The organism is Candidatus Avelusimicrobium fimicolum, from assembly GCF_021632165.1.
In the GTDB taxonomy this organism is placed as follows: Bacteria; Elusimicrobiota; Elusimicrobia; order Elusimicrobiales; family Elusimicrobiaceae; genus Avelusimicrobium; species Avelusimicrobium fimicola.
Map to the genome: position 1 here is coordinate 1 of NZ_JAJWTS010000014.1, position 14,111 is coordinate 14,111.

The 14,111-nt window shown below is 46.6% G+C and carries 15 protein-coding genes; 14 read left to right on the forward strand and 1 reads right to left on the reverse strand.

Annotated features, from left to right (window positions below; all coding sequences use genetic code 11):
- Positions 1-228: 228 nt before the first annotated feature.
- Positions 229-597 carry a winged helix-turn-helix transcriptional regulator gene (locus tag ACQY2K_RS05935; protein ID WP_428041097.1) on the reverse strand — a complete coding sequence of 123 codons (369 nt, stop codon included), beginning with the start codon at positions 595-597 and terminating at the stop codon, positions 229-231.
- Positions 598-692: 95 nt separating this feature from the next.
- Here ACQY2K_RS05935 and ACQY2K_RS05940 point away from each other — a divergent pair, with 95 nt between their 5' ends.
- The 14 genes from ACQY2K_RS05940 to ACQY2K_RS06005 all read left to right on the forward strand — a co-directional run bounded on the left by ACQY2K_RS05940 (position 693) and on the right by ACQY2K_RS06005 (position 14,062).
- Entirely contained in the window at positions 693-1,136 is a 444-nt protein-coding gene (locus ACQY2K_RS05940) for a cupin domain-containing protein (RefSeq protein WP_177746229.1), read from the forward strand.
- Positions 1,137-1,358: 222 nt separating this feature from the next.
- The gene (locus ACQY2K_RS05945; protein ID WP_428041098.1) at positions 1,359-2,222 is read left to right on the forward strand and encodes a hypothetical protein; all 864 of its coding nucleotides are present in this window, start codon (positions 1,359-1,361) and stop codon (positions 2,220-2,222) included.
- Positions 2,219-3,097, forward strand: coding sequence for a hypothetical protein (locus tag ACQY2K_RS05950; protein ID WP_428041099.1), 879 nt, complete (start codon positions 2,219-2,221; stop codon positions 3,095-3,097). Before ACQY2K_RS05945 ends, ACQY2K_RS05950 begins: the two co-directional genes overlap by 4 nt.
- An 84-nt stretch (positions 3,098-3,181) precedes the next feature.
- On the forward strand, positions 3,182-4,165 hold the full coding sequence (locus tag ACQY2K_RS05955; protein WP_428041100.1) for an AAA family ATPase: 984 nt from the start codon (positions 3,182-3,184) through the stop codon (positions 4,163-4,165).
- A gap of 20 nt (positions 4,166-4,185) precedes the next feature.
- A complete protein-coding gene (locus ACQY2K_RS05960) occupies positions 4,186-5,076 on the forward strand; it encodes a DUF58 domain-containing protein (protein ID WP_428041101.1) in 891 nt (296 codons plus the stop codon).
- Position 5,077: 1 nt separating this feature from the next.
- The gene (locus ACQY2K_RS05965) at positions 5,078-5,986 is read left to right on the forward strand and encodes a hypothetical protein (protein WP_428041102.1); all 909 of its coding nucleotides are present in this window, start codon (positions 5,078-5,080) and stop codon (positions 5,984-5,986) included.
- Entirely contained in the window at positions 5,983-7,110 is a 1,128-nt protein-coding gene (locus ACQY2K_RS05970) for a vWA domain-containing protein (RefSeq protein ID WP_428041103.1), read from the forward strand. Before ACQY2K_RS05965 ends, ACQY2K_RS05970 begins: the two co-directional genes overlap by 4 nt.
- A gap of 1 nt (position 7,111) precedes the next feature.
- Positions 7,112-8,137 (forward strand): vWA domain-containing protein, encoded by a 1,026-nt coding sequence (locus ACQY2K_RS05975; protein ID WP_428040111.1) that lies wholly within the window; start codon positions 7,112-7,114, stop codon positions 8,135-8,137.
- A gap of 9 nt (positions 8,138-8,146) precedes the next feature.
- A complete protein-coding gene (locus ACQY2K_RS05980; protein WP_428041104.1) occupies positions 8,147-8,809 on the forward strand; it encodes a tetratricopeptide repeat protein in 663 nt (220 codons plus the stop codon).
- A 1-nt stretch (position 8,810) separates the two neighbouring features.
- The gene (locus tag ACQY2K_RS05985; RefSeq protein WP_428041105.1) at positions 8,811-10,637 is read left to right on the forward strand and encodes a BatD family protein; all 1,827 of its coding nucleotides are present in this window, start codon (positions 8,811-8,813) and stop codon (positions 10,635-10,637) included.
- Positions 10,634-11,353: a tetratricopeptide repeat protein gene (locus tag ACQY2K_RS05990; RefSeq protein WP_428041106.1), complete on the forward strand. Its 720-nt coding sequence runs from the start codon at positions 10,634-10,636 to the stop codon at positions 11,351-11,353. The genes ACQY2K_RS05985 and ACQY2K_RS05990 overlap by 4 nt, the downstream gene beginning before the upstream one ends.
- A 12-nt stretch (positions 11,354-11,365) precedes the next feature.
- The gene (locus tag ACQY2K_RS05995; protein ID WP_428041107.1) at positions 11,366-11,923 is read left to right on the forward strand and encodes a D-sedoheptulose-7-phosphate isomerase; all 558 of its coding nucleotides are present in this window, start codon (positions 11,366-11,368) and stop codon (positions 11,921-11,923) included.
- A 3-nt stretch (positions 11,924-11,926) separates the two neighbouring features.
- Positions 11,927-12,379: a ribose 5-phosphate isomerase B gene (gene rpiB / locus ACQY2K_RS06000; protein ID WP_428037828.1), complete on the forward strand. Its 453-nt coding sequence runs from the start codon at positions 11,927-11,929 to the stop codon at positions 12,377-12,379.
- An 18-nt stretch (positions 12,380-12,397) separates the two neighbouring features.
- Entirely contained in the window at positions 12,398-14,062 is a 1,665-nt protein-coding gene (locus tag ACQY2K_RS06005) for a glucose-6-phosphate isomerase (RefSeq protein WP_428041108.1), read from the forward strand.
- The last annotated feature ends 49 nt before the right edge of the window (positions 14,063-14,111 follow it).

Genomic DNA, 14,111 nt, shown 5'->3' on the forward strand with positions numbered 1-14,111 from the left:
TAAACTTCTGTTTAAAACGCTCAACCCTTACTACTCTTTTATTTAAGCATTTTTTAAAACGTTTGTCAAATCTTTTTTTAAAATAAGTTGCAAACTTAAAAACGCTCTTTACTGAGTACTTATATATTAAAACAATTTTTTAAGAACTTGTCAAATCTTTTTTACTGCTTGGCAAACTCATCTTGTTTGCGTATATTTATTATATAACATATTAAAAATATTTTGCAACTATTTCTTTAAACTCCGTCGGTATTTATCCCCCCACGCAGCCATTTCTTGCAGTACGGGAGCCAAGGATAAACCTGTTTTGGTAAGAGTATATTCCACCCGGGGAGGTATCTCGGCAAAGGCTTTGCGCAACAATAATTTATTCTCTTCCATTTCTTTTAAGTTGCTTGTAAGAACTTTTTGGGAACACCCCACACTCCTTTTTAATTCGCCAAAACGTTTGGTCCCTGTCAGCAAATCCCTTATAATAAGGATTTTCCATTTATTACCTATCAATTTGAGCAGTACCGCCACCGGACACGGGGGCAAATTCTTTTTCGTAATCATATATTTATTATACTCCATTAGTTTCTTTTTGGCTACTAGCATACAAAAAAGTGCCTACTTTACAAAAGAAACTAATAAAAGGCACAATACTTGATGTCATCCGGGGTAAAAATCCCCTATATATAAAGGAGAAAGATATGAAAAAAGTTGAAATTAAAAATTACCAACACGAAAAAGGTCAATTTATGGCGGCCAACGGTGCGGAATTTACCGTAAAGGAAATTATCCCGCATAGCGACATTTCCACCTTGCACGCGAACTTTGTGGAAGTGGCCCCCGGACACTTTGCCTATGGATACCATTGGCACGAAATGAACGAAGAAGTCTTTTATGTGATTTCCGGCACCGCCGCTGTTAAATTGCACGACAGAGAAGTAACCTTAAAAGCGGGCGACGCTATTACCTTTCCCACAGGACCGGAAGGCGCACACGTCATCCGCAACGCATCCGACGCCGAAAAATTGGTCTATTTAGATATCGGCAGCGAACACTTGCCCGAAATCTGCCATATGCCCGGCGCCCAAAAGATAATGGTTATCGGCAAAACCGGGGTTGGGATGTACGACGAAACATCTAAATAGTTTCACCTTTGTGATAAGCGCCCTCGCACCTCTGCGGGGGTGTTTTATTTTTAACTTGTAATTTACCGCAAATTCTATCATAATATATAAAGTTATGTAAGGAGCAGAAATGACCTCGGAATTATATAAGAATTTGACGGCTACCCATACGGTTGATAAACTATTGGACGGGAAACGATTTTTGTTGGCCCGGTTAGCCGGACTTTTTCGTGGGAGATAATAATGCGTATTAAAATTAGAAATCCAAAATCTTATATTTCTTTACACGAAATCCTCACCATAGTGATGTTTACGGCCTTTGGGTTTTGTTTCTTTTTTCTGTTAGACGGACAATTTTCCTGGCAATCTTACACTGCCTTTGTGACAGAAATCAGCGAAGGGGATTTAATAACACTTTTACTTTTTAAGTTGCTTCCGATTCTAATGGTATTTTTTATAGGCAATATCCTTTATCGTTGGATAAAATGCTTTTTGCCGAGCCACAGCCAAATGCCCGCTATCCGCACGATAGAATTTTTGAACGAAGGCGTAAAACTGGGATATAATAAGGATACTCTTCCCGCTTTCCTGCCCTATCCGGAAACGCGGTTCAGCCTCACCATTACCGCCTTTGATGTTTCCACCAAAAACGGACACCGCTCCGTTGCGGGGCCTTGCGTAATATCCTTTACGCAAGGGAACCAAACCTTCGTTTGTGACCATTTGTCCGCACGCCCGTTTACATTTTTCCCCCAACTCTTGGACTACCGCGCCCGATTTGCCTCCTTTCATTTCGCCGTCAACCCAAGGAGTTTACGCAACTCTTGGGATAAAACTGCCGCCGATAAAATCCGCACTATTTTTCAAGATTACATAGACTATGGCATTTTGTGCCCTTATGATAAGGCAACCCGCAATATGCTTTTAGGGTTGGGAATACTTTTCTCTCTGTTTATTATCCAATCCATTGTGCTGCTTAACTCGCTCACGTTGTTTGCCCTGCTCACGCTCATTCTCCCATTAGTCGGAATATATATGATTTGCAAAGCGGTGAAGGCAAAAAAACTGGCAAAACAAATAGAAGAACTCAAACAACACAAAAAATGAAACTGAAAATAAAAGACCCCAATATTTATTTTTCACTCAAAGATATCATCCCCATAATTATACTCACCTTATTTTTGGGCGGATATGCGTATTTGATGACAAAAAGTATGTTTGGCTCCTTTTCTTGGACAAACATCAACCGATATGCTGCCGAAATGTGCACAAACAAAGGCTTTGCTTGTGTGCTTGCGTTTAAAAGCGCTCCGCTGTTACCCCTATTAGGCATAGGGGCTATTATTTACCTTATATATCTAAAATTCTTTTCTGCTTTTTCCAGAAAGAGAAGGGTCCTTGCTCTTGATTTTTTACCAGAAAGCGTAAAAGTGGAATATAACCGCAGAAAAAATCTCGTTTTACTGCCTTATCAGAATACCAAGTTTCTGCTAACGATATTTGCCCATATGTGTTATACCCAATATAACACATATCCGAAAATAGTCCTTTGCCAACTTTCTTTTATACAGAACGGCAAAACCATTTCTTGCCGGCACGTTGCAGGGAATCTGCTGCCCGTCATTCTCAAACTGATGAACAAGGGAAAGTGCTTTAAAGAATTTGATTTCAAAGTTATGCCCGTCGCCAACTTATCGGATAATAAAGACGCCGCAAAAGAAATCAAAGCCTTACTGGACGATTACCATAAATACAGCATCTTCTGCCGCTTTCGTAAAGAAACACGAAAAAAACTGTTGCTTATTGCTTGTATCTTTTTTACGTTTTATGCCGCAGTATTCTATCATTTCCTGCACGTTGGGGCATATCCTTTGTTATGTACAGTTTCCGCATTTCCGCTTTTGGGCATATATCTTTTCTGCTTGTGGTATAAAGACAACCAAACAGCCAAACAACTGGCCCGCTTGAAAGGAAAAAAATAACCCCTTTTAGGCTTTTACAATACTCTCAATTTATTTATAATATAGGAAGAAACCAGACGGTTTAGTCCGTCATAAGGGGGACGTATGGATATCACCACACTTAATAAACAAGTCCAGCAGGAAAGTATCTTTTTGCAAGATTTAAAGCGCGAAGTCGGCAAGGTAATTGTAGGGCAGGAAGCACTGTTAGAAAAAATGCTTGTAGCCCTGTTAGCCGACGGTCATATTTTGATTGAAGGGGTGCCGGGCCTGGCTAAAACATTAGCCGTCAAAACTTTGGCACAAGCAATTCACGCCCAGTTCCAGCGCATCCAATTTACCCCGGATTTACTGCCTGCCGATATCACGGGTACACTTATTTTTAACCCCAAAGACGGCTTGTTTTACCCCAAACGCGGGCCGGTGTTTTCCAACTTTGTACTGGCCGATGAAATCAACCGCTCTCCGGCTAAGGTTCAAAGCGCGCTATTGGAAGCAATGCAAGAACGCCAGGTAACCATTGGCGAGCAAACCTATAAATTGCCTGCTCCGTTTATGGTACTGGCCACACAAAACCCCGTAGAGCAAGAGGGTACTTATCCGCTCCCGGAAGCACAGGTGGACCGCTTTATGCTTAAAGTAATGGTAACCTATCCCACCAAAGAAGAGGAAAAACTGATTTTGGAACGTATGTCCTCGCATCAAACCATTTCCGTAAACACCAATGTTACACCGGAGATGATTTTAAAAGCGCGCCAAGTAACCGATTCCATTTATGTAGATGAAAAAATCAAAAACTACATTGTAGATTTAGTCTTTGCCACGCGCGACCCCAAATCGGCCAAGTTAGAAAGACTAGCCTCTTTTATTGCCTATGGCGCCAGCCCCCGCGCAACTATCTTCCTCACGCAAGCGGCCAAAGCCTATGCGTTCTTAAACGGACGCGGATTTGTTACGCCCGAAGATATTAAAGCCATCGGTATGGATGTTTTGCGCCACAGAGTGCTGTTATCGTACGAAGCGGAAGCCGAAAACATCACCTCCGACCAAATCGTCAAACAAATTTTTGATGCGGTGGACGTACCGTAGAATTATCCCGGGGGTACAAAATGGATACTGCGGAAATTTTAAAAAAAGTACGCCAAATTGAAATCCAGACGAACAAACTCGTATCGGAAACGTTCGCCGGGGAGTATTTGAGCGCGTTCAAAGGGCAAGGAATTGAATTTGCCGAAGTACGCGAATATACCCCGGGCGACGATATCCGCTCTATTGACTGGAACGTAACCGCCCGCACCGGTATCCCCTATATCAAAAAATATAACGAGGAACGCGAACTGACGCTGATGATTGCGTGCGACGTATCCGCTTCCCAACGGTTCGGCTCTGCGGATAAATTAAAGCAGGAATTAGCAGCAGAACTTTCCGCCTTGTTTGCCTTTTCCGCAATCAAAAACAGCGACAAAGTGGGCTTAATGCTCTTTTCAAACCAAATAGAACTATTTGTTCCCCCCAAAAAAGGTAAAAAACACGTTTTGCGCCTCATCCGCGAACTGGTGGCCTTTGAACCTGCCGGGCGCGGTACGGATATCGGCCTGTGCCTGGAAACATTATCTAAGGTTATTAAACGCCAAGGCATTTTAATTTTAATTTCCGATTTTTTGGCTCCTGTTGCCTCGTTTTCAAAACCCTTTAAACTGGCAGCCAAAAAGTTTGACTTAATTCCCGTGGTCATCCAAGACAAACTGGAAAAATTTATCCCCCCCGCGTCCGCCTGCATAGATGTAACCGACCCGGAAACCGGGGAAGAAGATTTTTTGTGTCTGTCCTCCGGCGAACTGAATGTTGCCCTTGCCGAGCACGCGGAACACCAAAACATTAATCTGCGCGCCCTCTTTAATCCGTATAAGATTGAACCGATTTACGTCCGCACCGACCAAGCGCCGGCGGACCCGGTGATTGCGTTTTTTAAACAGCGCGCCAAAAAAATAAGAAAATAATATGAAAAAACTTTTAACTTTATTTTCCCTTTTGTTTTCCTTTACTCTTTGCGGGGCGCAGGAGTTGCAATTAATTGAGCAAAAAGCCGCAGATAAGGTTCCTTTTGCCAAACCCTTTGCCCTGCAATTTAGTTTAAGCCACACGCCGGGCTATGAAGTAACCGTTGCCAAAGATTCTCTTTCCAAAGATTTTGAAATTACCCAAATGGCAGCACAACGGAAATCGCCCGGCACATTAATATATGATTTTACGGCTTTGCCCTTTACTTTGGGCAAATCTACCTTTACCGTTACTTTTAACTTGGAGCAAAACGGCAAAACAACCGCCCAAACAAAAGCCGAAGCATATATAGACATTACTCCCGCAAAAACCTTTAACGATAAAAACCTGCGGGAAATCCGCAATCCCTCCATCCCCGCCAGTTGGCTGGCGTGGCTGATAGCCGCCCTTTTGTTAGGCGCGCTTATTTATGTGCTTTATGCGTGGTATAAAAAACTGCACGAAAAACAACTTTCCGTATCGAACGCGCCTGAGGACCCGCGCCCCAGCAACGAGATTGCACTCTCGCAAATTGATGCGTTATTAGACAGCGGACTTTGGGAAAATGCCCAATATAAGGTGTTTTACAATACCCTTACCGATATTTTACGCGAATACTTATGGCGCCAATTAAAAATAGATGCGTCAGCCGATACTTCCGCCGAAATTTTAGCCCGCATTAAAACAATGCCCAAACTGGCTCCCTTGCGTGCGCAGTTACGCCAATTTTTAAGTTCGGGAGATCTCGTTAAATTCGCCAAGGCTGTACCCAGTTTGGAAACCCGCAACAGCGATATCCAACTCTTACGCGAAATTATTGTGGAAACCTCCCCCAAAGAACTCGCTCCCGCACAGGAGATTAAAAAATGATTTATTTCTTTTTAATCAGTATTTTAATGCTACTGGCCGGTTTATCCGCCGGACTGGTTACCCGCCGCGCCCCCAAAGCACAGGTTATTTGCACGGCGGCGGCCGCGGCTTTATGCGCGGTATCGCTGAGCGGACTGCTTTTTGAACGGTTGTCCGGCGGACGCGCGGAATTTATGCACCCGTGGGCCTTTTTGCTTCTCCTTATCCCCTTTGCCGTGCTCATTACACATACTGTATTAAGACGGATATTCAGCCGCCAAATTTCCTATCCTTTGGCTCATCTAAGGGTGGAACAAACTTCCGTGCGCGTACTGTTTACGCGCTGGCTGCCGATTCTGCTATATACAGCCGCGCTTATTTTAATGACAGCCGCTCTTGCACGCCCCGTAAAAGTGGACCGTACGGTAGTGCCGCCCACCGAAGGGGTGGACATTATTTTGCTGATGGATGTTTCGGCCTCTATGCAAAAGCAGGATTTTTACCCCAACCGCTTTGTAGCCGCGCAGGAAACAGCCTCCCGATTTATAAAAAAACGCCCATCGGACCGCATTGGACTTGTTGCCTTTGCCAAACAGGCAATGCTGCAAGCCCCGCTAACGCTGGACCACGAAGCACTGCTTGAATATTTAGGCACCTTATATTTGGGGGTGGTGGACCCCAACTATACGGCTATTGGTGATGCATTGGCCGTCGCTTCCAACCATTTAAAAGACAGCAAAGCCAAAAGCAAAATCATCATCTTACTGACAGACGGCGATTCCAATGCCGGAACCATTGACCCTATGCTCGCCGCCAAAGCCGCCGCTTCATACGGCATACGCGTTTACACAATCGGCACCGCCAGCGCGCCCCAGCAAAGTTTGTATTCCAGCGCACAGGACGAAATCAACGAAGGGCTGATGTTGGAAATAGCAGATGCGACGGGCGGTAAATTTTTCCGCGCCAAAAACGAAGCAGAACTCGCTAAAATTTATGATATGATTAACGAACTGGAAAAAACGCAATTTGCCCCCAATTCCACTGTCAACCGCACCGATTTTTACCACCCACTTTTGTTGGCGGCGCTTATTTTGGCGGGAGCCGCATTTGTCTTGGAAAAATTATTTTTAATAAAGGTACCCTAATATGGAACTGTTTGCAAATCCTTGGTTTTTGGTTTACTTTCTTCCGGCGGCTTTATTGGCGTGGCTGGTAGCGTGGTCGGGCAAGAAACTAAAAAACCGCCTGATTTCTGCCTTATTCGGGCCGATGGCATATGCCAAATTAACCGCTGATTTACGCCCCGTTACCTGGAAACGCGGTGCCTGTTTCGGGCTGTTTTTATTCTTTTTGTTCGCGGCGCTGGCAGGCCCCCAATGGGGTACGGAAATAATAGAGGTTCAAGGCTCGTTTGCCCAAACGGTTATCGCGGTGGACGTTTCTACTTCTATGCGCGCAAGAGATTTAAAGCCCGACCGCTTGGATAATGCAAAAACCATGCTCAAAATGCTTGTAAATAATTTAAAGGATGAACGTATCGGTATTTTGGCGTTTACCTCCCAAGCATATGTACAATGCCCTATTACCACGGACGAGGATGCGCTAACCTATTTTATTAATTCCTTACAGCCCGATATGTTGCCTGTGCCGGGAACTTCCCTGGCGGCTCCGGTTCATTTGGCCGCCCGGATGTTAGCCAAATATCCCGGACAAAAAGCCCTCATTTTATTAACTGACGGAGAGGACCACTCTCCCAACGAACTGAAAGCCGCCCAGGAAACGGCCCTCAAAAACGGAATCCGCGTAATTGCTATCGGTATCGGAACAAAAGACGGCACCTTAATCCCTGCCAAGTTGGATACGACAGGTAAAGTTATAGAATACAAAAAAGATAAAACGGGAAAAACGGTTGTTTCCAAACTGGACGAAAAAACGCTGCTCGCGCTGGCGCAGGCCACCGGCGGGGCCTATATTGCCTATACCACGCCTGCACAAGTGGCGGCAAAAGTAGAAGCCTCGGTGAAAGGGTTGGATAAAACCTCTGCCCGGGCGGCTTCGCGCGCGGTATATAAAAACCGATATGCGCTGCCGTTGGTGTTGGCCATTTTATGTTTAGCCGCTTTTTTACTGTGGCCGCGCGGCAATAAGCGAAATACGGCCCAAAAAAGGTAAAATAAAATTATGAAGAAAATTACTTGCTTTTTACTCCTTCTTTCGGCTTCGTCCGCTTTTGCGGGCGTACGCGGGGATTTGCGCGAAGCAGGCAAGTTATATCAAGATAAAAAATACGGGCAGGCCTTATCCAAATATCAAGCCGCATTACACAAAGAACCCAGCCAGGAGCAAGCCTCTTTCGGTGCCGGAGCGGCCTCGTACTATTTAAAAGATTACCAATCGGCTGAAAAAGCCTTTGAAAATACGGCAGAACAAAACGGCTCTCTCCGCCAAGATGCACTTTTTAACTTAGGCAATTCCTATTACCGTGCAGGAAACAAAGACAAGGCCGTCTCCGCGTACCGCCAAGCCATTATAGCCAATCCCAAGGATAAAGAGGCCGTGCATAACTTGCAACTGATTATAGAGCAACAGCAAAGCGAGCAAAATCAAAACAACCAAAATAACCAAAACAACAGTAATAATTCCTCTAACCAAAGTCAGCAGGACCAAAACAATAAAGGCCAAGCCCCACAGGAACAAGGCAAAGAGGAAAAGCCGTCCACCCCCCAAGATGCTATGAATAAAGATGATGCGGACCGCGTAATGCAAATGGCGCGCGAAAACGAATATAAAAAACCTACCCAGCCGGGCGAAGCGCAAGACCCCACTGTGGAGAAGGATTGGTAATATGTTAAAGAAACTCCTTTTTTCTCTTTATTTGATATTATGGGCAGGACTTTCCTGGGCACAAATTGCCGTGTCATCTTCGGTGGATAAAACTTCTCTCACGCTGGATGACGAAATTACCCTAACCGTAACCGTACAGGGGGCCGTCAGTCCGCTGACGATGCCGCAACTGCCCAGTTTGCCTGCGTTTAATGTTTATTCGCGCGAAATTGACCAAACAACCATTAACGGAAAAAGCACCTCGGTATTTCGCTATGTAATGCTGCCGCGTTTTGTGGGCAAAGCCGACATTGGCTCCGTAACTGTTAAATATAACGGAAAGACATATAAAACAGACCCGATTTCTATCAGTATTTACCGCAATTCCCAAGGCGTACAAAAAAACCGCCCCGCCACCAGTACAGGCCGTGCCGTAACCAACGGGACCTATGATTCTTCCATTAATACGGCCATTTCGCGCCAAGTGCAAAAAGCCGACGAAAGTCTCCCCGCGCTCACGCAAAGTTTAATGAACCAAGCCTACGCGCGCGGAAATGAAAATTACTTTTTAGTTTCTGCCGTAAGCAATAAAAAACCTTATGTAAACGAAGCCGTTACCCTGGCCGTACGCTTTTACTATTCCCGCGAATTTTACGATGCACCGTACCAAAAGCCCGCCGTTTATAACCTGTTTATGGAGGACGCAGGCTCCGCCGAAGGAACACAAAGTATCAACGGAATCTTGTACCGCTACAACGAACAACGCTACACCGTTACGGGTGCGGCCCCCGGTGCGGCCACGATTGGTGAGGCCCGCGTGCAATACCGCACCGGCTCCGCTTCGCTTTCGCCGTTAGACCGCTTGTTTGGCGGCTCGGCCCTGGGAGCAGAAAAGACGGCCGAATCCAAAGAAATCTCTCTCCAAATCCGCCCGCTTCCGGCCGGCAAACCGAATTCTTTTTATGGCGCAGTAGGCCAAGGTTATACCTTATCGGCAACGGCCGACAGAACACAAGTGGAAGCAGGGGAGGCCGTTACAGTTACTGTTATGGTAAAAGGGCCGGGCAACTTAAAGGGTACGGGCGACCTAACTTGGCCGAAAATGCCCGGGTTTAAAATGTACCCTGCCGCCGCCGCGGCAGGCTCCTTGCCTTCATCTTCTGACACCGTACGCGGGTATAAGGAATTTAAAACCGTTTTAGTGCCGTCCGCTTCGGGCATATATGCTGTTGCGCCTATCAAGTGGTCTTACTTTAATCCCGTTTCCGGCCAATACAAAACGTTGCAAACGGAACCCATTACGTTGTCCGTTTCCCCCTCTACTAAAAAGGAAAGCGGCTTTGATTTTGGGGCTACCTCCCATACGGGGAACGGCTTTCAAACCTTGGGCAAGGACATTGCCTACTTAAAAAACGCTTACGCGCCCGAACCGTCCGTTTTGGCCCGGTTAAGCGCGTGGCAAAAAGCCAACTGGGCCGCGCTCGTCATTTTGGGTATTAGCGTATTTTTTGCCTCTTTCGGCAGAAAATCTATGGCCCGCAAACGAGCCTACACCCACGCCAAAAATTTACTTAAACGCGCCCTTTCAGACGAGCAGGTAGCCGAAGCCTTATCCGGCTATTTACAGCAAAAATTGGGTATCGGCACGGGAAGCCTGCCCCTGCGCGCGATTGTAGCCGCACTGCAAAAAAGAGGAGTTACACCCGCCACAGCAGAAGCGTTTTCTTTACTTTGGCAACGGCTGGAAACTGCCCGCTTTGCTCCCGGCTCGCCTGATGCGTTGGACCCGCAGAACTTATCCGCGCAAGGGTTAGATATTTTAAAATTAATAGAGGAGGAAACCAAATGAAACATTTGCTTATTTTACTTTTTGCTTTACTCGGGTTTACCTCCGTGTTTGCCCAAACTCCCCTGCAAAATGCAGAAGAATTTTACCGCCAAGGCAAGTTCTCTGCCGCGTTGGGATTGTACGAATATGATTTAAAAACTCACCCAAACGACCCTTATGTTTACTACAATATAGGTAATTGCTATTTTAAAATGGGCAGTATGGGTTTGGCCGCCGCGAATTATTACCGCGCTTTTAAGTTGGCCCCGCGCGATGCAGATATCCGCAATAATTTATCCTTGGCCTTATCTGCCGGGGGCGAAAGTTTGGTTCCGGCAGGAGTACCGCCCGTATTGCATAAAGCATTTTTCAGTTTGTCTTATGATGAACTTAAAGGGCTGGCGATGGTTTTGTGGTGGGCGTTCTGCCTGCTTGCGTGTGTGTGGCTTTTAAAACGCCGCGGCGGAAGAATAACTGTAACAGCGGCTCTTTTGTTAGCCCTTACCGCCGGGTGGTTTTATCTGCGTCATAAAGCCGACACAGAACCCTTGGCAGTAGTGGCTGCACCGGTGGCGGAAATACGCAGCGGGCCGGGGACGAATTTCCCCGCCAGCGCAAGCGTAGCCCAAGGGCACTTGCTGACCGTGCAGGACGAAAAAGACTCTTGGTACGAAGTTATTGTAAAGTCTCAGGGTATTAAGGGTTGGGTAAATAAAAACGCCATAGAACAAATTTAAAGGAGTTTATGTATGTTTGTACAGCAACAAGCCGACGAATTAATCAAAGCCGTAATGTATGTAAAAGAACACCTGGCGGACAAGGTGGAAACCTTGGCGACCGAAGTGGTTAAAGCCTTTAAAAACGGACATAAAGTTATTTTAATGGGAAACGGCGGAAGCGCCTCTGATGCGCAGCATATTGCGGCAGAATTTGTAGGCCGTTTTAAAAAGGAACGTCCGTCCTTGCCGGCACTTGCGTTAAACACTAACTCTTCCACCCTTACCGCCATTGGAAACGATTATTCTTATGATGTGGTTTTTTCCCGTCAAATTGACGGTTTTGCCCAGCCGGGTGATGTCGTAATCGGCATTTCCACTTCCGGCAACAGCAAAAATGTATATTTAGCCTTGGGTCTTGCCAAGCGCAAGGGCTGCTTTACGGCGGCCTTTTTGGGTAAAGACGGCGGCACCATTAAAGATATGTGTGATTTACCGCTCGTCGTAAATGTAAAAGATACTCCGCATATTCAGGCCTGCCATATTTTTATGGGCCATTGTATGTGCGATTTAGTGGACCAGGCATACTGATTTATGAAAATAGCAATAGGATGCGATCACGCGGGTTTCCCGCTGAAAGAAACCGTAGCGGCTGTTGTACGCCGCTTGGGGCACGAAGTAATTGACTGCGGCACGTTTAGTTGCGAACGCGCCGATTACCCCGACTATGCCGACAAAGTAGCCAAAATGGTGGCTTCCCAACAAGCCGACCGCGGTATTTTGCTCTGCGGAAGCGGGGTGGGTGTGTGCATTACGGCCAACAAAACCAAGGGCGTGCGCGCGTGCGTATGCCACGATGCGTATAGCGCAAAACAAGCCGTAGAGCACGATGCACTCAATGTGTTGTGTATGGGTGCACGCATTATCGGCCCGGCTGTTGCCGAGGAACTGACCGAACGATTTTTAAGCGCCTCTTTCCTGACGGGGACCCGCCACGAAATAAGGCTTAATAAAGTAAAAGCGATTGAAAACGCAAATTTTAAATAAAAAATAAGGATGGAACGTATGAATACACAAGCAAACCCGATGGCCGAAGGAATTATCCGCGAAGGGGAAATTAAACTGGAAGGATTAGAGTTTAATACCAAATTCTGGGCCAAGGACCCCACTCTTTGGAAACAAGATAAAGAAAGTATGGACTTTATCGTCAAATTTTTGGGTTGGCAAAAAGTCTATAACTGGACGCTAGAACGCATTGACAGCGTAACCGCCTTTGCCGAAGATGTAAAACAAAATTTCAAACATTGTGTCATTATGGGGATGGGAGGATCCTCCCTCGCGCCCGAAGTGTTCCGCACCGTATTCGGTAAGCAAAACGGCTGGCCGGAACTTATCGTATTAGACACCACCAACCCCGATTGGATCGGTGCCGCACGCGCCCGCATCAACCCGGCGGAAACCTTGTTCATCTTTGCTAGCAAATCCGGCGGTACGGTGGAACCCTCCTCTCAATTTGCTTATTTCTACGACGAAGTAAAGAAAGCCGGTGTAAAAGAACCCGGTAAGAATTTTGCCGCTATTACCGACGCAGGCACCGGATTGGAAGCCTTAGCCAAAAAACACAACTTCCGCAAAACCTTTATCAACCCCTCTGACATTGGCGGCCGCTTTTCCGCCCTGTCCTTCTTTGGTATTGTGCCTGCCGCCATTATGGGCGTGGACGTAAAACGCTTGCTGACGATTGCCCAGGAACAGGCCGAAACCTTTGGTCCCGAAGCCCCCGAAAAAGGCAATGCCGCCGTGCAGTTGGGTGCTTATATGGGTGCGTGCAATGTCAACCACAGCAAAGACAAAATGACCCTTTTAACCCCCAAAGATTTAGCCACTTTCGGCTTGTGGGCCGAACAATTGGTAGCCGAATCCACGGGTAAAGAAGGCAAAGGCGTAGTCCCGGTGGCGGGTGAAACGCTCACGCCAAACTTTGATTACCGCGAGGACCGCTTCTTTGTCCATTTGTCCACGGACAGCGAAGACGACAAACGCGTCAGTGCTATTGCCGCCGACTTGGCTGAACGCAGTTACCCCGTATTTACGATTAAAATGGACGATGTCTATCAATTAGGCGCTATGTTCCTTTTGTGGGAAATTGCCACCGCTGCCGCAGGCGCCATTTTGGGCATTGACCCCTTTGACCAACCCAATGTGCAAGATGCCAAAACCCGCACGAAAAACCTCTTGGCTGAACTGGAAAATGGCAATGTTCCGGCCGAAGTATCCGCCCCGATTTTGGTCTCTGCCGACATCGCCGGCGAAGTAAAAATGGAAACCTTGGCCCAGGATTTGTATTCCCTTTTGGAAAGCAACGACTATGTGGCCTTGCTCCCGTATGTTTATCCGTGCGAAGAAACCGAAAAAGCATTGCTCGCCCTGCGCGACAAAATTATGCTGCGCACCAAACGTGCCGTCTTGTTTGGTTACGGGCCGCGCTACCTGCACTCCACCGGCCAGTTGCACAAGGGCGACGGAAACAACGGTGTATTTTTGATTCTCTCCGCCGAGCCGGCCAATGACATCAAAATTCCCGGACATCACTATACGTTCGGACAACTTTGCAACGCACAGGCATTGGGCGATTTCCAAGCCTTGCAGGCCAAAGGCCGCCGCGTGATTAAAATTCACTTGGCGCAGCCGCTGTTAGAAAGCATCAAAAAAATCAGCGACTTGTTCTAATTAACCTATCAGCAAGGCGGTTCCTTTAAGGGCCGCCTTGCTTTTTTAT

Bases quoted from the DNA above. Each gene is read 5' to 3' on its own strand.
- ACQY2K_RS05955 (WP_428041100.1), top strand. From the start codon at position 3,182: ATGGATATCACCACACTTAATAAACAAGTCCAGCAGGAAAGTATCTTT.
- ACQY2K_RS05965 (WP_428041102.1), top strand. From the start codon at position 5,078: ATGAAAAAACTTTTAACTTTATTTTCCCTTTTGTTTTCCTTTACTCTT.
- ACQY2K_RS05960 (WP_428041101.1), top strand. From the start codon at position 4,186: ATGGATACTGCGGAAATTTTAAAAAAAGTACGCCAAATTGAAATCCAG.
- ACQY2K_RS05995 (WP_428041107.1), top strand. From the start codon at position 11,366: ATGTTTGTACAGCAACAAGCCGACGAATTAATCAAAGCCGTAATGTAT.
- ACQY2K_RS05935 (WP_428041097.1), bottom strand. From the start codon at position 597: ATGCTAGTAGCCAAAAAGAAACTAATGGAGTATAATAAATATATGATT.
- ACQY2K_RS05940 (WP_177746229.1), top strand. From the start codon at position 693: ATGAAAAAAGTTGAAATTAAAAATTACCAACACGAAAAAGGTCAATTT.
- ACQY2K_RS05950 (WP_428041099.1), top strand. From the start codon at position 2,219: ATGAAACTGAAAATAAAAGACCCCAATATTTATTTTTCACTCAAAGAT.
- ACQY2K_RS05975 (WP_428040111.1), top strand. From the start codon at position 7,112: ATGGAACTGTTTGCAAATCCTTGGTTTTTGGTTTACTTTCTTCCGGCG.
- ACQY2K_RS05990 (WP_428041106.1), top strand. From the start codon at position 10,634: ATGAAACATTTGCTTATTTTACTTTTTGCTTTACTCGGGTTTACCTCC.
- ACQY2K_RS05985 (WP_428041105.1), top strand. From the start codon at position 8,811: ATGTTAAAGAAACTCCTTTTTTCTCTTTATTTGATATTATGGGCAGGA.
- ACQY2K_RS06005 (WP_428041108.1), top strand. From the start codon at position 12,398: ATGAATACACAAGCAAACCCGATGGCCGAAGGAATTATCCGCGAAGGG.
- ACQY2K_RS05945 (WP_428041098.1), top strand. From the start codon at position 1,359: ATGCGTATTAAAATTAGAAATCCAAAATCTTATATTTCTTTACACGAA.
- ACQY2K_RS05980 (WP_428041104.1), top strand. From the start codon at position 8,147: ATGAAGAAAATTACTTGCTTTTTACTCCTTCTTTCGGCTTCGTCCGCT.
- rpiB (WP_428037828.1), top strand. From the start codon at position 11,927: ATGAAAATAGCAATAGGATGCGATCACGCGGGTTTCCCGCTGAAAGAA.
- ACQY2K_RS05970 (WP_428041103.1), top strand. From the start codon at position 5,983: ATGATTTATTTCTTTTTAATCAGTATTTTAATGCTACTGGCCGGTTTA.